The organism is Kitasatospora cineracea, from assembly GCF_003751605.1.
Taxonomy (GTDB): Bacteria; Actinomycetota; Actinomycetes; order Streptomycetales; family Streptomycetaceae; genus Kitasatospora; species Kitasatospora cineracea.
Genome location: NZ_RJVJ01000001.1, coordinates 583,064 through 599,840, shown reverse-complemented (window position 1 = coordinate 599,840; position 16,777 = coordinate 583,064). Strand labels below are relative to the sequence as shown.

Sequence of the window (16,777 nt, the reverse complement as noted above, 5' to 3'; positions counted from 1 at the left end):
AGCCGCCCGAAACATCCCTTTCACCCCTTCCTCTCTCGAATGGAGTTCCGTCATGGGCATCACCACCTCTGAGTCGACCTCGAAGTTCGCCGCGCTGGCCCGTCAGGCCGCGCTGTCGGTGGCGGTGGCCGCCGCGGTGGGCGGTGCGGTGTTCGCGCCGGCCGCCGCCGCGCAGGCCGCCGAGGCCGGGACCGTCACCGCCGCCGGCCACGTGACCCCGGACGGCTGCGCCGACTGCTACCCGGACGTCATCTGACCACCGGCCGTCCCGCTCCACCCCCTCTCGTTCCCCCCTTCCTCTCTCGAATGGAGTTCCGTCATGGGCATCACCACCTCTGAGTCGACCTCGAAGTTCGCCGCGCTGGCCCGTCAGGCCGCGCTGTCGGTGGCGGTGGCCGCCGCGGTGGGCGGTGCGGTGTTCGCGCCGGCCGCCGCCGCGCAGGCCGCCGAGGCCGGGACCGTCACCGCCGCGGGCCACGTCACCCCGGACGGCTGCGCCGACTGCTACCCGGACGTCATCTGACCACCGCTCCACCTCCCGGGGCCGCCGGCGGCCACCACGCCGCCGGCGCCCCGAGCGCCCCGCACCACCCACCCCCGTACCGGAGAGGAACCACGGCCATGGACTGGCTGGCACGCTGCGTCGACGACCCCGAGACCTTCCTGCGCACGCACTGGCGCCAGGGCCCGGCCCTGCTCCGCCCCGCCGACCCGCCCACCGAACTGCTCACCGTCCAGGGCCTGTTCGACATCATCGACGAGGGCACCCTGCGCAACCCGTACGCCGGCCTGTTCACCGCCGACGGCACCGTCTCCGAGGCCGACTACTGCCGGCCGCGGATCATCGCCGGCCGCACCCTGGACGGCTGCCTCGACCCGGAGCGGGTCCGCGCCCTGATCCGCGACCGCGACGCCACCCTGCAACTGCGCTACCTCAACCACTGGCACCCGGGCGTCCGCGCCCTGACCGCCGGCCTGTCCGAGGGCCTGGGCCGGCTCACCGAAGCGTTCCTGTTCTACTCGCAGCCCGGCCGGCACGGCCCCGTGCACCGCGACGAGGGCGACATCCTGGTCATCCAGCTCAGCGGCACCAAGCACTGGCAGGTGTACGGCGGCCCCACCCACCCGGGCTGGCAGCCCGTCCGCGAGGACGACCCGGGCCCGTGCCTGCTGGAGACCGAGGTGCACCCCGGCGAGGTGCTGTACGTGCCCAACGGGTACGCCCACACCGCCCGCGCCACCGAGGCCGGCCCGTCCCTGCACCTGACCGTCGCGCTGCGCGAGGCGTGCGCCGTCCACCTGCGCACCCAGCTGCGCAGCCTGCTCTCCGAGGGCCTGGAGCTGCCCGCCCGCCCGATCGACGAGGACACCCTGCTGCGGACCGGCGCCGACCTGCTGGAGCACCTGCGGACCCGGCTGGCCACCGCCACCCCCGAGGACCTGGTCGCCGCCGCCCGGCAGGCCGCCCACAGCAGCCGCCCCACCGCCTGACCCGCCGTCACCCCACCCGCCCAGAGGGCCCGTCCGCACCACGAGGAGAACCGACCGTGACCGACACCTGGCTGAGCCGCTTCGTGGCCGACGAGGAGCAGTTCCGCACCGCGCTGTGGCGCACCGCCCCGGCCGTGCTGCGCCCCGCGCACCCGCCGGTGGACGTGCTGCCCGCCGCCGAACTCGACCGGCTGCTCGACCACGGCCTGCTGAGGGCCCCCTACCTGGGCCTGGTGCAGCGCGACACCCACCTGCCCGACGCCCGGTTCTGCCCGCCCCGGGTGGTGCTCGGCGAACTGGTCGGCGGCTACGCCGACGGCCGGGCCGTGCGCGCCCTGATCCGCGACGAGCAGGCCACCCTGCTGCTGCGCTACGTCGACCAGTGGCACGACGGGGTGCGCACCCTGTGCCGCGGCCTGGCCGCCGAACTCGGGCGCCAGGTCGAGGCGTTCTACTTCCTGACCCCGCCCGGCACCCAGGGCCGCCCGGTGCACCGGGACGACGCGGACGTGTTCGTGGTGCAGCTCTCCGGCGCCAAGCGCTGGTGGGTGCACGGCGGCCCGGCGGACGGCAACTGGGTGCCGGAGCGGGAGGACGGCGACCCGGGCGAGGTGCTGCTGGACACCGTCCTGCGGCCCGGCGAGGTGCTGTACGTGCCGCGCGGCTTCGCGCACCGGGCCCGCGCCGAGGAGGGCGCGCCGTCCACCCACCTGTCGCTGACCGTCCGGGAGGTCGCCAGCGCCAACCTGTACACCGTCGCGCAGAGCCTGCTCGCCGACAGCTGCGAGCTGCCCGGCCGCCCGCTGGACGACGCCGCGCTCACCGGGGCCGCCGCCCGGCTGCTCGACCACGCCGCGCAGCTGCTGGCCGAACTGACCCCGGCCGACCTGCTGGCCGTCACCCGGCAGGTCATGCTCCAGCCCGCGGCCTGAGCGGCCGGGGCCGGCCGCGGGCAGGTGCCGGTAGCGCCCCGCGCGGCGGGCCCGGCCCGGTAGGTTCGACCCCGTGGAGACTCCGAAGTTGACCCTGCTGACCACCACCCACCGCATCGCCCCCGGCCTGCTGTCCTGGCCCGCCTGGGAGGCCCTCCGGTCCGCCCCGAAGGTGCTGGCCGGTGTCGCGGACCACCCGCAGCTGGCCGCGTTGCGCGCCGCGGGCGTCGAGCCGCAGGTGGTCGAGCGCGGCTCGGCCCCGGCACTGGCCCGCCGGCTGCTGGCCGAGGCCCCGGCGCTCTGGCTGGAGAGCCCGGACGGCGACCCGGGGCTGACCGACGCGCTGGCCCGGATCGCGGTGGAGGAGGCCGGCGAGCACCCGGAGATCGAGGTGCTGCCGGGCTCGTACGACCTGCCGGGGGCCCGGCTGCTCGACCTGGTCGCGGTGATGGACCGGCTGCGCTCGCCCGGCGGCTGCCCCTGGGACGCCGAGCAGACCCACCGGAGCCTGGTGAAGTACCTGGTGGAGGAGGCGTTCGAGCTGGTCGAGGCGATCGAGGAGGACGACCGGGAGACGCTCCGGGAGGAGCTCGGCGACGTGCTGCTCCAGGTGTTCTTCCACTCCCGGATCGCCGAGGAGGACGCCGCGGACCCGTTCTCGATCGACGACGTCGCGGGCGACCTGGTCGACAAGCTGATGTACCGCCACCCGCACGTGTTCGGCGGCGTGAGCGTCTCCGGCTCGGCCGAGACCGAGGCCAACTGGGAGCAGCTGAAGGCCGCCGAGAAGCAGCGCGAATCGGTGCTGGACGGCGTGCCGGCCGGCCTGCCCGCGCTGGCGTACGCGGCGAAGCTGGTGTCGCGGGTGCGCCGGGCGGAGTTCACCGGCGTGCCGGACGCGCCGTACGAGCTGCCCGCCGAACTGACCGCGGAGTCGGCCGGGCAACTGCTGCTGGCGATCGCGCAGCGCGGCTACGACCGGGGCGTGGACGTGGACGCGGCGCTGCGGGCGGCGGCCCGCCGCTACCGCGCGGCGGTCCGGTCCGCGGAGGGCCTGCCCGAGGAGTAGGCCCTGTCCGGCCGATGGCGTCCATCCTGCTCTCCGCGGGGGCCGGGGCGACCGTCAACCTGATCGCCAACGGTGTCCGCGTGCCCCCGCGGCAGCGGACGCGGACAGGGCCTAGCCGGCCAGCGGGACGTCCGCGACCGGGCGGCGCTGGGCCGGGACGACCTCGCCGATGGCCTCGCCGACCAGGGTGAGCAGTTCGGCCAGCGGGTCGAGGTGGCCGGGCAGGTCGGCGAGCTGGACGATCCGCTCGCCGTCCGGGCCGGCCACCGCGAACAGGTCGATCGGGCCGAGGTGCTTGACGGCGGTGTCGACCAGCGCGGCGAGGTCCGCGGGGTGGTGGATGTCGCCGGAGACGCCGACCACCGGGCAGCCGGGGCGGTCGAGTTCGGCGGCCAGGTCCTCGGCGATGCCGGGGCGCAGGTCGGCGATGAGCAGCCCGGCGGCGCCGGCGGCGGAGAACCGGCGGGCCAGGTCGGCCCCCGAACCTCCGTCGAGCACCGCGATGACCACCACTGCACCGGCTACTCGCATGGCCTGCTCCCCTTTCCGAGGGCGAACCCGGGGCCGGCCCGCACGCCGCCCACTGTGGTTATCGGAGGATCGTAGGCTCGCCCCGACGCTCCGCAACAGGGATTACCCACCAGGTGACCAGACTCACGCGGTGGTCCTTCCAGATACGGTCAAGACATGCCAGACCAGCCCCACGCCGCCCACCCGCAACTCTTCACCTGGGAGTTCGCGGCCGATCCCTACCCGGCGTACGCCTGGCTGCGGGAGCACGCCCCGGTGCACCGCACCACCCTGCCGAGCGGGGTGGACGCCTGGCTGGTCACCCGCTACGCGGACGCCCGGCAGGCGCTGGCGGACGCCCGGCTCTCCAAGAACCCGGCGCACCACAGCGAACAGGCCCACCGCAGCGGCCGGGTGGGCATCCCCGGCGAGCGGCAGGCCGACCTGATGACCCACCTGCTGAACATCGACCCGCCCGACCACACCCGGCTGCGCCGACTGGTCTCCAAGGCGTTCACCCCGCGCCGGGTGGCCGAGTTCGAGCCGCGGGTGCAGCAGCTCACCGACCGGCTGATCGACTCCTTCGCGGCCCGCGGCGAGGCCGACCTGATCCACGAGTTCGCCTTCCCGCTCCCCATCTACGCGATCTGCGACCTGCTCGGCGTCCCGGCCGAGGACCAGGACGACCTGCGCGACTGGGCGGGCATGATGATCCGGCACACCGGCGGTAAGAGGGGAGGGGTCGGCCGCGCGGTCAAGCAGATCCGCGGGTACCTGGCCGACCTGATCCACCGCAAGCGGGCCGACCCGGGTGACGACCTGATCTCCGGCCTGATCCGGGCCAGTGACCACGGCGAGCACCTGACCGAGAACGAGGCCGCGGCGATGGCCTTCATCCTGCTCTTCGCCGGCTTCGAGACGACCATCAACCTGATCGGCAACGGCGTGTACGCGCTGCTGCGCAACCCGGACCAGCGCGCGCTGCTCCAGCGGTCGCTGGGCCGCGGCGAGTCGGCCCTGCTGGAGACCGGGATCGAGGAACTGCTGCGCTACGACGGCCCGGTGGAACTGGCGACCTGGCGGTTCGCCACCGCGCCGCTGGCCATCGGCGGGGTGGACATCCCGGTCGGCGACCCGGTGCTGGTGGTGCTGGCCGCGGCGGACCGCGACCCGGCCCGGTTCGCCGCCGAGAACACCCTCGACCTGGCCCGCCAGGACAATCCGCACCTGGGTTTCGGACACGGCATCCACTACTGCATCGGCGCCCCGCTGGCCCGGCTTGAGGGCCGGCGGGCGATCGGCAGCCTACTGACCAGGCTGCCGGACCTCCGGCTGGCGGCCGATCCGGCCGAGCTGCGCTGGCGGGGCGGGCTGATCATGCGCGGTCTGCGCGACCTCCCGGTCTCCTTCACGCCCCGCTGACGCCGTTTCAGCACCCGCGACACGCCGTACGACCGGGCCGACGACGCGCCGGGACGGGGGCGCGCGTCGCACGCCCGTCCGGGACGAACCCGGACATACCTGGATCGTTCGTGCACGTGGAGAAATCGTCCGTGATTTCGGCGTGATCATGGTGATATGAGCTTGTGATTGCTCGTCAGCTTTGCCTACTCTCCGAAATGCCCGCAGCTGCGGGCCCCGATCGCGGCACGCCGAGTCCTGTCCGCCGCGCCCTCGGGCCACCGACCAGGTACCGGACAGGAGTGGGGGAACCAGTGTGAACGCCGTGGTCCCAACGGCTTGGGGTGAAGCCGCCGGGCAGCGGGCGCAACCGCGTCCGAACCGTCCGGCGGCCGGGCCAGCCTCCCGGTCCGAACCCGACAGCTCACCTCGCAGGCGTGCGGAGAGGATGTCCCGTGCTGTTCACCAACACTGCTCGCCACCGCCGTAGTACCAAGGCCGAGAAGGTCGTCGTCGCCGCCGGCGCGGCCTCGATCGGCCTGGCACTGCCACTGCTCGCCGCCACCGGAGCGGCAGCCGCGTCCGCCGACACCTGGGACCGCGTGGCCCAGTGCGAGAGCGGCGGCAACTGGAGCACCAACACCGGAAACAGCTTCTACGGCGGCCTGCAGTTCACCTCCTCCACCTGGCGCGCCTTCGGCGGCGGCCAGTACGCGGCCCGCGCCGACCAGGCCAGCCGCTCCCAGCAGATCGCGGTGGCCGAGCGGGTGCTCGCCTCCCAGGGCCCCGGCGCCTGGCCGGTCTGCTCCAAGCGGGCCGGACTCGCCAGGGGCGGCGCCCCCGCCGACGTCTCCGCCGACACCGCCTCGCGCTCCGAGGAGCGCCCCGCCGCACCCCGCGAACCCGAGGGGAAGCCCGCCGCCCGGCCCCAGGCGGCCCCCGGGGACGACGCCCCGCAGAACGCCGCCGGCGGCTACACCGTCCAGGACGGCGACACCCTCTCCGGCATCGCCGTCGCGCAGCGGGTCTCCGGCGGCTGGGAGCGGATCTACCGGGCCAACCAGCAGCTGATCGGCGCCGACCCCGACCTGATCGTGCCCGGCCAGGTGCTCGCGCTCTGACGCCGCCGACCCGTTCCGGGTCCGGCATCCGGGACGCGAGGACCGGAGCCTGACGAGGCTCCGCCGCCGCCCTGACGAGGGCCGCGTCCCCTGACGCTCCGTCCGCTCCCGGCGCGCGCCGAGCAGTTCGCGCCACCGGGAGCGGTGGAACGGCCGTCAAACAGGTGAACTACCAGTGAGTAGCCGGGCCACACCGTGAGACGGGGCCCGGCCGGGCGTGGCCGCGGGGCGCTGTGCGGCTAGGCTCTGGTCGTAACGACCACACATCCGCTTCCGCTAGGAGATGCCTCGTGCCGTCCATTGATGTCGTCGTAGCCCGTGAGATCCTCGACTCCCGCGGCAACCCCACGGTCGAGGTCGAGGTCGGTCTCGACGACGGCAGCACCGGTCGCGCGGCCGTCCCGTCGGGTGCCTCCACCGGTGCCTTCGAGGCCCTGGAGCTCCGCGACGGCGACAAGAACCGCTACTTCGGCAAGGGCGTCGAGAAGGCCGTCCTCGCCGTGATCGAGCAGATCGGCCCCGAGCTGGTCGGCTACGACGCCACCGAGCAGCGCCTCATCGACCAGGCCATGCTGGACCTGGACGCCACCCCGGACAAGTCCTCGCTCGGCGCCAACGCCATCCTCGGCGTCTCGCTCGCCGTGGCGCACGCCGCCTCCGAGGCCAGCGACCTGCCGCTGTTCCGCTACCTGGGCGGCCCGAACGCCCACGTGCTGCCCGTCCCGATGATGAACATCCTCAACGGCGGCTCGCACGCGGACTCCAACGTCGACATCCAGGAGTTCATGATCGCCCCGATCGGCGCGGAGTCCTTCTCCGAGGCCGTCCGCTGGGGCGTCGAGGTCTACCACACCCTCAAGGGCGTGCTGAAGGAGCGCGGGCTCTCCACCGGCCTGGGCGACGAGGGCGGCTTCGCCCCGAACCTGGACTCCAACCGCGAGGCCCTGGACCTCATCACCGAGGCCATCAAGAAGGCCGGCTACACCCCGGGCAAGGACGTCGCGCTCGCCCTGGACGTCGCCGCCTCCGAGTTCTTCGAGGACGGCGCCTACCAGTTCGAGGGCAAGGCGCTCTCCTCCGCCGACCTGATCGCGTACTACGCCGAGCTGGTCGCCGACTACCCGCTGGTCTCCATCGAGGACCCGCTGGACGAGTCGGACTGGGACGGCTGGAAGGCCATCACCGACGCGATCGGCGACAAGGTCCAGCTGGTCGGCGACGACCTGTTCGTCACCAACCCGGAGCGCCTGCGCAAGGGCATCGAGACCGGCACCGCCAACGCGCTGCTGGTCAAGGTCAACCAGATCGGCTCGCTCACCGAGACCCTGGACGCCGTCGAGCTGGCCCAGCGCAACGGCTACCGCTGCATGATGTCGCACCGCTCCGGCGAGACCGAGGACGTCACCATCGCCGACCTCGCCGTCGCCACCAACTGCGGCCAGATCAAGACCGGCGCCCCGGCCCGCTCCGAGCGCGTCGCCAAGTACAACCAGCTGCTGCGCATCGAGGAGATCCTCGACGACGCCGCCGAGTACGCGGGCCGCTCCTCGTTCCCGCGGTTTCGCCCTGCGAACTGACGAGCACGGCAAGGGCTGAGCACTCCCGAGCCTGTTGTGACCGGTGCCCCGGCTCCCACCGCGTAGGGTGGGGCCGGGGCACCGGCATGCGCAGGAGGGGCGAGCAGATGGCCAAGTGGAGGATTCCCGGGTTGGCGGCGCGACCGCGCTTCACCAGCCGGGCCACCGTGCTGGTCCTCGTGCTGTGCTCGCTGGTGGCGATACTCGCCTACCCCGCCCGGCAGTACATCGCCCAGCGCGGCGAGATCGCCGACCAGCGGGCCAAGGCCGAGCACGCCCGCCAGCAGGTCGACGAGCTGCGCCGGGAGAAGGCCCGCTGGCAGGACCCGGAGTACGTCAAGGCGCAGGCCCGCGAGCGGCTGCACTACGCGCTGCCCGGCGAGACCCCGTTCGTCTCGGTCTCCCCGCCGCCCGCGCCCGGCGCCAAGCCCTCCCCGGCGGACGCCGCGGCCGGCCCGCCGAAGGCCGCCAAGCCCTGGTACGCCGCCCTCTGGGACTCGGTGGACGCCGCCGACGCCGCGGCGCCCGCGCCGCAGCCGGCCCCCTGACGACCCCTCACCCACCCCCGGACGAACAGACTCCTGACCTGATGAGCAACCAGAACCCTCCCGCGTCCGACGCCCCCGAGGTGTCCGAGCGCGACGTCGCCGCCATCGCCGCCCAGCTCGGCCGGGTCCCGCGCGGGCTGCGCGGCGTCGCCCACCGCTGCCCGTGCGGCAACCCGGACGTGGTGGAGACCGCGCCCCGGCTGCCCGACGGCACGCCGTTCCCGACGCTCTACTACCTGACCTGCCCCAAGGCCGCCTCGCTGATCGGCACCCTGGAGGCGGACGGCGTGATGAAGGAGCAGACCGCCCGGCTCGCCGAGGACCCGGAGCTCGCCGCCGCCTACCGGCGGGCGCACGAGGACTACATCGCCCGCCGGGACGCCGTCGAGGTGCTGGAGGGCTTCCCCAGCGCCGGCGGCATGCCCGACCGGGTCAAGTGCCTGCACGTGCTGGTCGGCCACTCGCTGGCCGCCGGGGAGGGCGTCAACCCGCTCGGCGACGAGGCGATCGGGATGCTGGAGCAGTGGTGGGCCAAGGGCCCGTGCGTCAGCGACGCCGAGGTCGACGCGGCCGGCGCGCGGGTCGCCCGCAACCGGGCCAAGGCCGCGGCGCAGGACCACGACGCGGTGATCGCCGCCAAGGAGGCACTGAGTGCCGAGCGGGCGGCCCGCAAGGCCGCCGCCGAGGCCGGACAGGCCGAACAGGAGGACGAGTCGTGAGCCCGACCCGGGTCGCCGCGATCGACTGCGGCACCAACTCGATCCGCCTGCTGATCGCCGACCTCGACCCCGCCACCGGCGAACTCACCGACCTGGACCGGCGGATGCTGATCGTCCGGCTCGGCCAGGACGTCGACCGCACCGGCCGGCTGCACCCCGAGGCGCTGGCCCGCACCTTCGCGGCCTGCCGCGAGTACGCCGAGGTCATCGACGCGCACGGGGTCGCCCCGGACCGGATCCGGATGGTCGCCACCTCCGCGTCCCGGGACGCCGAGAACGCCGCCGAGTTCGCCGCCGGGGTCAAGGAGATCCTGGGCGTCACGCCGAGCGTGGTCAGCGGCGACGAGGAGGCCCGGCTCTCCTTCACCGGCGCCACCCGGGAACTGCTCGGCGGCCCGCACCGCCCGCCCTACCTGGTGTTCGACCTGGGCGGCGGCTCCACCGAGTTCGTGCTCGGCGAGCGGGACGTGCAGGCCGGGTACTCGACGGACATCGGCTGCGTGCGGATGACGGAGCGCCACTTCGCGGGCGGGCAGCCCACCGAGGCGCAGATCGAGGCCGCCCGGGCCGACATCCGGGCCGCGCTGGACACCGTCGCGCAGGCCGTCCCGCTGGACTCCGGCGCCACCCTGGTCGGCCTGGCCGGCACCGTCACCACGGTGGCCGGGATCGCCCTCGAACTGCCCGGGTACGACTCCGAGCGGATCCACCACGCGGTGCTGGACGTCGCGCAGGTCCGGGAGACCGCCCAGTGGCTGCTGCACTCCTCGCACGCCGAGCGGGCCGCCGTCCCGGTCATGCACCCCGGCCGGGTGGACGTGATCGCGGCGGGCGCGCTGGTGCTGCTGGAGATCATGGAGCGCACCGGGGCCGCCGAACTGCTGGTCTCCGAGCACGACATCCTCGACGGGATCGCCTGGTCGATCGCCTGACCCGGCGACCCGGGCGGGGCCGGGCGGGGAACGGGGTCCGGAGGCCCGCGGAAGGGCCTTCCGGGCCCTCCCCGGGGCCCTTCGGGGGGCTTGCGGCGTGTCGGCCGAAGAACCTTCGTGAATTTCTTCACATGGCAATCCAGCCTTTCGACCCACCTGGGTGTCCGCTCCGTCCGAAATGTGGGACCGAAGGTGCCGCTGGCGGGTTGTTCATGGGATCGCAGGCAACCTGGCGCCCATCCCGGAGAAATCGAAACCCCGCTCGGGAACCCGTGCGGCACCGGGATCGTTGCTGCTCAGCGCGGCACTGAGTGCCGTCCCGGTCGCGGAGGGCGGTCGGCGGGCCCGGAACGGGCCTCCGGGGGTCGAAGTGCGGGCGCGTAGTGTAGCACCAGGTGTCCAGGAGCTTGTGACGGGCCTCACGAATGGCCCGTCGGGCGGGGGTGGATACTTTCGGATATGAGCACCACGGAGCGTCCTCGCATCCTCATTGTCGGCGGTGGTTACGTCGGCCTGTATGCCGCGATGCGCATCCTCAAAAAGATGCGCTACGGCGAAGCGACCGTCACGGTCGTCGACCCGCGGTCGTACATGACGTACCTGCCCTTCCTTCCCGAGGCGGCCGGCGGCAACGTCGCGCCCCGCAACCTCGTCGCACCGCTGCGCAGCGCCCTGAAGAAGGCGGAGGTGCTCACCGGTCACGTGACCGAGGTGGACCACGCCCGCAAGGTCGCCACCATCCAGCCCGCGGCCGGCGACTCCTACGAACTGCCCTTCGAGTACCTGGTCGTGGCGACCGGCTCGGTGTCCCGCACCTTCCCGATCCCGGGTCTGGCGGAGCACGGCATCGGCATGAAGACGGTCGAGGAGGCGATCAGCCTCCGCAACCACGTCATGGCGCAGCTCGACAAGGCCGAGTCCACCACGGACGAGGACGTCCGGCGCAAGGCCCTGACCTTCGTGGTCATCGGCGGTGGCTTCGCCGGCATCGAGACCGTCGCCGAGATCGAGGACATGGCGCGCGACGCCGCCAAGATCTACAAGACCGTCAGCCGTGACGACATGCGCTTCGTGGTGGTGGAGGCGGCCAACCGCATCCTCCCCGAGATGGGCCCCGACCTCGGTCTGTGGACCAAGGGCCGCCTGGAGGAGCGCAACATCGAGGTCTACATCGAGACCTCGATGGACTCCTGCGTCGACCAGCACGTGGTGCTGAAGAACGGCATGGAGTTCGACGCCTCCACCATCGTGTGGACCGCCGGCGTCAAGCCCAACCCGGTCGTCAACCGCTTCGGCCTCCCGCTCGGCCCGCGCGGCCACGTGGACACCGCGGCGACCCTCCAGGTCCAGGGCTTCGACTACGTGTGGGCGGCCGGCGACAACGCCCAGGTCCCCGACCTCGCCTCGGGCGAGGGCGCCTGGTGCCCGCCGAACGCGCAGCACGCGGTGCGCCAGGCCGCCGTCCTCGGTGACAACGTCATCTCGGGCATGCGCGGCTTCCCGCAGGCCGAGTACAAGCACAAGAACCTCGGCGCGGTGGCCGGCCTCGGCCTGCACAAGGGCGTGGCGATCCTCTTCGGCAAGGTCAAGCTGAAGGGCCGCCTGGCCTGGTGGTTCCACCGCGGCTACCACGGCGCGATGGTCCCGACCATGAACCGCAAGATCCGGGTCTTCACCGACTGGACCCTGGCGATGTTCCTCAAGCGCGAGACGGTCGGCCTCTCCGAGATGGAGAAGCCGTTCGACGCCTTCCAGGAGGCGACCGCCCCCGCGCCGAAGCCCGCCGCCGCGGCCGCGCCCGAGAAGGAACTCGCCGCCAGCAAGTAAGCAGGAAGCGACCAGACCCGACACAGGTCGGGTTCGAGTCGGAGGCCCTCCGCCCGGCAGTGCCGCCGGACCACGACCTCCGTGGTGCTCAGCCGGCCCCGCCACCGGGCGGAGTACAGCACAGCAGTTCCGAAGGCCCCCACCCTCCACCGGGTGGGGGCCTTCGGGCGTTCCCGGGCGCCGCACGCGTCCTGACGGCCCGTCAGGAGGTCTCGTCGGGCGCCGTCCGGTCGGTGAGCCGCTCGTGCCGCTGGCGGGCCGCCTGCGGCGTCCCCAGGCCGAGGCCGAAGGCGATGTCATGCCAGGTCATCCCGCGGCCGCGGGCCATGGTGAGCAACCCGGCCTCCAGCTCGTCGAGTTCGGCCCGGACCAGGGGCAGCAGGGTCAGCGCGGCCGTGATGTCGTCCCGGTCGACCTCGGGCTCGCCCTCCTCGGCCAGCGCCGCCCCGCTGAGCAGGAACGCCACCAGCCGCACCGCCTCGTGCGGGGCCAGGATCGCCGGGTTGACCTGCCGCTGCCGCTGTCCGTCCCCGGCGGCGTGCCGCTCGGCGATCCGGAACAGCGCGGCGTACACCCGTCCGGCCCGCGCGGCGGCGGGGTCGGGCGGTGCGAACGGGTCGGCGGAGGACGGGGGGCGGGGAGCGGTGTCGGCCATGGCCCCAGGATGCGCCTTGAACGCCGGACCGTCAATGACTTGTTGTGAACGTTTCGTTCAATCGTCGGGCGGCAGGGCGCCCCGGGGGCCGGTCGGGCGGGTGGGAGAGCGGTCCGCCGGGTGCGGGAGCCGGTGGCGGGGACGGGCAGGAGAGTGCCCAGAGCCGGATTCGAACCGGCACGGCCTCGCGGCCAAGCAGTTTTAAGCTGCCCGTGTCTGCGTTCCACCATCTGGGCCTGGGAGCGCGGCGAACTCAGGCACTGAGCCTAGTCGGCCGGGCGAGTGTTTCGCATATTTCCCGGCGCGGAAGTTGTCATGCTTCCATGCCATCTGACGAAGCGTCCGGCATTTCGGCCACCGGGCGGCGGTTCTCGGCCACCCCGGGCCCCGGACCGCCCCCGGCGCGGGGGTCGGGGGAGGGGTCATACCGCAGGAGGAGACGGCGGCGGAGGCCGTACGCCTGGCGGCGGTGGGGCAACCGTCCGGCGGAGCGACGTGGGCGGGGCCGGGCGGCCGTGAGGATGGAGTAGCGGTCGGAGGAGTCTTCCGGTCCGGTCGCGCCGTGCCGAACACCGACCCTCCGGACAGGAGTCCCCACCGTGAGCACCTCGACCGCGTACGCTGCCCACACCGGCCTGGCGGCGGCCCGCGCCACCGGCCTGAACAAGGTCTACGGCGAGGGCGAGACCCGCGTCGTGGCGCTCGACGACGTCTCGGTCTCCTTCGGGCGGGGCGAGTTCACCGCGATCATGGGGCCCTCCGGTTCCGGCAAGTCGACGCTGATGCACTGCATGGCCGGGCTGGACAAGGTCACCTCGGGGTCGGCCACCATCGGCGACACCGAGCTGGTCGGGCTGAAGGACAAGCAGCTGACCCGGCTGCGCCGGGACAAGATCGGCTTCATCTTCCAGGCGTTCAACCTGCTGCCCACGCTGACCGCGCTGGAGAACATCACGCTGCCGATGGACATCGCCGGCAGCAAGGTCGACCGGGCCTGGCTGGACCGGGTGGTGGAGACCGTCGGCCTGTCCGGCCGGCTCTCGCACCGCCCGGCCCAGCTCTCCGGCGGCCAGCAGCAGCGCGTCGCCTGCGCCCGGGCGCTGGCCTCCAAGCCGGAGATCATCTTCGCCGACGAGCCCACCGGCAACCTGGACTCCCGCTCCGGCGCGGAGATCCTCTCCTTCCTGCGCAACTCGGTGCGCGAACTCGGCCAGACCGTGGTGATGGTGACCCACGACCCGGTCGCCGCCTCGTACGCGGACCGGGTGGTGTTCCTGGCCGACGGCCGGATCGTCGACGAGCTGTTCGGACCGACCGCCGACACCGTCCTGGACCGGATGCGTCGCTTCGACGCCAAGGGCCGCACCAGCTGACGCCCCGTCAGCCACGTCGAACCGACCGCACCCACTCCCCAGGACTGACCCCATGTATCGCACCGCACTGCGCAACGTGCTGGCCCACAAGGGCCGCCTGCTGATGACGGTACTGGCCGTGCTGCTCGGCACCGCCTTCGTGGCCGGCACCCTGGTGTTCTCCGACACCATGGGCCAGGCCATGCGCAACAGCTACTCCACCAGCTTCTCGGACGTCTCGGTGCTGGTCTCCGCCTCCGGCGCCGACGACGGCGGCCCCACCGACGGCGACGCGCGGCCCGAGGAGCGCACCTCGCTGACCCCGGACACCGTCCAGCAGCTGGCCGCGCTGCCCGGCACCGAGCGGGCCCGCGGCGTGGTCTCCGGCTTCACCGGCGTCGCCGACAAGAACGGCAACCTGGTCGGCGAGGCCTGGAGCGCCCGCGGCGCCAACTTCGTCCCGGACGCCTCCGGTGCGGACACCCGCTACCCGATGGCCGAGGGCCGCGGCCCGCGCGCCGAGAACGAGGTCGCGCTGAACCGGCAGGCCGCCGACAAGGCCGGCTACCACGTGGGCGACACCGTCCGGGTGGCCGGCAACGGCGCCGCCCGGGACGCCGTGCTGACCGGCGTCTTCACCACCGACGACCCCAAGGTCACCTCCGGCGGCACCCTGGTGCTGATGGACACCGCCACCGCCCAGCGGGAACTGCTCGAACCGGGCCGGTTCAGCTCGGTGGTGCTGACCGCCAAGGCCGGCACCTCCGAGCAGGCGCTGCTGGAGCAGGCCCGGGCGAAGACCGGCACCGACGGCGTCGAGCTGCAGACCGGGCAGGAGCTCAAGGACGAGCAGACCAAGATGGTCGCCGCCTCGGTCGGCACCACCAAGACCATGCTGCTGGTGTTCGCCGGCATCTCGCTGTTCGTCGGCATCTTCATCATCGTCAACACCTTCACCATGCTGATCGCCCAGCGGCTCAAGGAACTGGCGCTGCTGCGGGCGGTCGGCGCCAGCCGCGGCCAGGTCACCAAGTCGGTGCTGGTGGAGGCGCTCGCCATCGGCGTGATCGCCTCGGTCGGCGGCCTGCTCGCGGGCATCGGCATCGGCGCGGGCCTGCAGTCCCTGCTGCACGCCTTCGACGAGGGCATGCCCACCGGCTCGCTGGTGGTCGCCCCGGTGACGGTGGTCGCCACCCTGGTGGTCGGCGTGGTGGTCACCGTGCTGTCGGCGCTGCTGCCGGCCGTCCGGGCCTCCCGGATCCCCCCGGTGGCGGCGATGAGCAGCGGCGAGCAGCCCAGCACCCAGCGCGGCCTGCTGATCCGCAACAGCATCGGCGTGCTGGTGGCCGGCGCCGGCCTGGGCCTGATCCTGGCCGGGGCGAACGGCAGCGGCTCGGGCGCCCAGCACCTGCTGGAGCTCGGCGCCCCGCTCACCCTGATCGGCGTGTTCGTGCTGCTGCCGCTGCTGTCGCGGCCGGTGATCGCGCTGGTCGGCCCGGTGCTGGCCAAGCTGTTCGGCACCCCCGGCAAGCTGGCCCGGCTGAACGCGGTGCGCAACCCGCGCCGCACCGCCAGCACCGCGGCCGCGCTGACCATCGGCCTGACCCTGGTCACCGCGCTGACCGTGATCGGCAGCTCGGTCACCAGCGCCGTCACCTCGATGGTCGCCGGCTCGATGAAGGCCGACTACGTGGTCGGCATGGCCAACGGCCGCGAGCTGTCCCCCGACCTGACCGGCCTGGTCGCCGGGGCGAAGGGCGTCAAGGCGGTCAGCCGGGTCGACAACGTCTGGTGGCACCTGGACGGCTCCGACCAGGCCAAGGCGATCGAGGGCTACGACGCGGACGCCTTCGACCAGTTGGTCAACCTGACCATGGCCTCCGGCTCCACCGGCGCGCTCAAGCAGGGCCAGGTGCTGGTCAACGACGAGTTCGCCGCCACCCACCACCTCTCGGTCGGCTCGACCCTGGCCGCCACCGCGGGCAAGGGCGAGGCCGTCACGCTCACCGTCGGCGGCGTCTTCGAGCGCAACGACGGCGTCTCCCCGGTGGTGGCCCCCAACCAGCTGATCGAGCGCCACGACGCCCACCCGCTGGTCCAGCAGATCCTGGTGAAGGGCACCGACGGCCCGAGCGCCGAGCTGAAGCAGTCGATCAAGGACGCCACCGGCCGCAACCCGGTGATGGAGGTCCGGACCATGAAGGACATGGTCGACGAGTTCAGCCGGATCATCTCGACCATGCTCAACCTGATGTACGGCCTGCTCGGCATGGCGGTGATCGTCGCCGTCCTCGGCGTGATCAACACGCTCGCCATGTCGGTGTTCGAGCGCAAGCGCGAGATCGGCATGCTGCGGGCGATCGGCCTGGAGCGGCGCGGCATCAAGCGGATGATCCGCCTGGAGTCCGTGGTGATCTCGGTCTTCGGCGCCTTCGTCGGCGTCCTGCTCGGCTGCTTCCTGGCCTGGGCCGCCACCCGGACCCTCGCCTCCGAACTGAAGGGACTGACCACCGTGATCCCGTACGGCAGTGTGCTGCTCTTCCTCGGCCTCGCCGCCCTGGTCGGCATGGTCGCCGCCCTCTGGCCGGCCCGCCGGGCCTCCCGGCTGGACATCCTGACCAGCATCAAGACCGACTGACCCGC

The 16,777-nt window shown here is 73.1% G+C and carries 15 protein-coding genes, 1 tRNA gene, 1 pseudogene and 1 riboswitch; of the genes and pseudogenes, 14 read left to right on the top strand and 3 right to left on the bottom strand.

Features of this window, described 5'->3' with window-relative positions:
• Positions 1–52: 52 nt before the first annotated feature.
• The 5 genes from EDD39_RS02680 (at position 53) to EDD39_RS02660 (ending at position 3,492) form a co-directional block, all read left to right on the top strand.
• On the top strand, positions 53–256 hold the full coding sequence (locus EDD39_RS02680; RefSeq protein WP_123553192.1) for a hypothetical protein: 204 nt from the start codon (positions 53–55) through the stop codon (positions 254–256).
• A 63-nt stretch (positions 257–319) separates the two neighbouring features.
• Complete coding sequence (locus EDD39_RS02675) at positions 320–523, top strand: hypothetical protein (protein ID WP_123553192.1); 204 nt, start codon at positions 320–322, stop codon at positions 521–523.
• 98 nt (positions 524–621) lie between these two features.
• Entirely contained in the window at positions 622–1,491 is an 870-nt protein-coding gene (locus tag EDD39_RS02670) for a JmjC domain-containing protein (protein WP_123553191.1), read from the top strand.
• 56 nt (positions 1,492–1,547) lie between these two features.
• A complete protein-coding gene (locus EDD39_RS02665; RefSeq protein ID WP_162869919.1) occupies positions 1,548–2,423 on the top strand; it encodes a JmjC domain-containing protein in 876 nt (291 codons plus the stop codon).
• Positions 2,424–2,496: 73 nt separating this feature from the next.
• A complete protein-coding gene (locus EDD39_RS02660) occupies positions 2,497–3,492 on the top strand; it encodes a nucleoside triphosphate pyrophosphohydrolase (protein WP_123553189.1) in 996 nt (331 codons plus the stop codon).
• 111 nt (positions 3,493–3,603) lie between these two features.
• Here EDD39_RS02660 and EDD39_RS02655 read toward each other — a convergent pair whose 3' ends face one another.
• A complete protein-coding gene (locus tag EDD39_RS02655; protein ID WP_123553188.1) occupies positions 3,604–4,023 on the bottom strand; it encodes an SDR family NAD(P)-dependent oxidoreductase in 420 nt (139 codons plus the stop codon).
• A gap of 156 nt (positions 4,024–4,179) precedes the next feature.
• On the opposite strand from EDD39_RS02655, the gene EDD39_RS02650 reads away from it, so the two are divergent.
• From EDD39_RS02650 to EDD39_RS02620, 7 genes and pseudogenes are all read left to right on the top strand, one after another.
• Entirely contained in the window at positions 4,180–5,424 is a 1,245-nt protein-coding gene (locus tag EDD39_RS02650; protein ID WP_123553187.1) for a cytochrome P450 family protein, read from the top strand.
• Between the two features lie 252 nt (positions 5,425–5,676).
• Positions 5,677–5,855, top strand: a riboswitch (cyclic di-AMP (ydaO/yuaA leader).
• Between the two features lie 3 nt (positions 5,856–5,858).
• A complete protein-coding gene (locus EDD39_RS41870) occupies positions 5,859–6,524 on the top strand; it encodes a LysM peptidoglycan-binding domain-containing protein (RefSeq protein ID WP_123553186.1) in 666 nt (221 codons plus the stop codon).
• A 290-nt stretch (positions 6,525–6,814) separates the two neighbouring features.
• Positions 6,815–8,101, top strand: coding sequence for a phosphopyruvate hydratase (gene eno / locus EDD39_RS02640; RefSeq protein ID WP_123553185.1), 1,287 nt, complete (start codon positions 6,815–6,817; stop codon positions 8,099–8,101).
• A 107-nt stretch (positions 8,102–8,208) separates the two neighbouring features.
• A complete protein-coding gene (locus tag EDD39_RS02635; RefSeq protein ID WP_244256576.1) occupies positions 8,209–8,649 on the top strand; it encodes an FtsB family cell division protein in 441 nt (146 codons plus the stop codon).
• Between the two features lie 41 nt (positions 8,650–8,690).
• Positions 8,691–9,224 (top strand): annotated as a pseudogene (locus tag EDD39_RS02630) (DUF501 domain-containing protein); the annotation flags it as partial.
• 140 nt (positions 9,225–9,364) lie between these two features.
• The gene (locus EDD39_RS02625; RefSeq protein WP_123553182.1) at positions 9,365–10,300 is read left to right on the top strand and encodes a Ppx/GppA phosphatase family protein; all 936 of its coding nucleotides are present in this window, start codon (positions 9,365–9,367) and stop codon (positions 10,298–10,300) included.
• 459 nt (positions 10,301–10,759) lie between these two features.
• Entirely contained in the window at positions 10,760–12,127 is a 1,368-nt protein-coding gene (locus EDD39_RS02620) for an NAD(P)/FAD-dependent oxidoreductase (protein ID WP_123553181.1), read from the top strand.
• Between the two features lie 202 nt (positions 12,128–12,329).
• Here EDD39_RS02620 and EDD39_RS02615 read toward each other — a convergent pair whose 3' ends face one another.
• Together EDD39_RS02615 and EDD39_RS39215 are read right to left on the bottom strand one after the other, a co-directional pair.
• On the bottom strand, positions 12,330–12,782 hold the full coding sequence (locus tag EDD39_RS02615) for a DNA-binding protein (RefSeq protein WP_123553180.1): 453 nt from the start codon (positions 12,780–12,782) through the stop codon (positions 12,330–12,332).
• Between the two features lie 154 nt (positions 12,783–12,936).
• Positions 12,937–13,018, bottom strand: a tRNA-Leu gene (locus EDD39_RS39215).
• A gap of 363 nt (positions 13,019–13,381) precedes the next feature.
• Between EDD39_RS39215 and EDD39_RS02610 the strand changes: the two genes are divergently transcribed.
• Together EDD39_RS02610 and EDD39_RS02605 are read left to right on the top strand one after the other, a co-directional pair.
• The gene (locus EDD39_RS02610; RefSeq protein WP_030462621.1) at positions 13,382–14,155 is read left to right on the top strand and encodes an ABC transporter ATP-binding protein; all 774 of its coding nucleotides are present in this window, start codon (positions 13,382–13,384) and stop codon (positions 14,153–14,155) included.
• Positions 14,156–14,207: 52 nt separating this feature from the next.
• Positions 14,208–16,772 carry an ABC transporter permease gene (locus EDD39_RS02605; protein ID WP_123553179.1) on the top strand — a complete coding sequence of 855 codons (2,565 nt, stop codon included), beginning with the start codon at positions 14,208–14,210 and terminating at the stop codon, positions 16,770–16,772.
• The last annotated feature ends 5 nt before the right edge of the window (positions 16,773–16,777 follow it).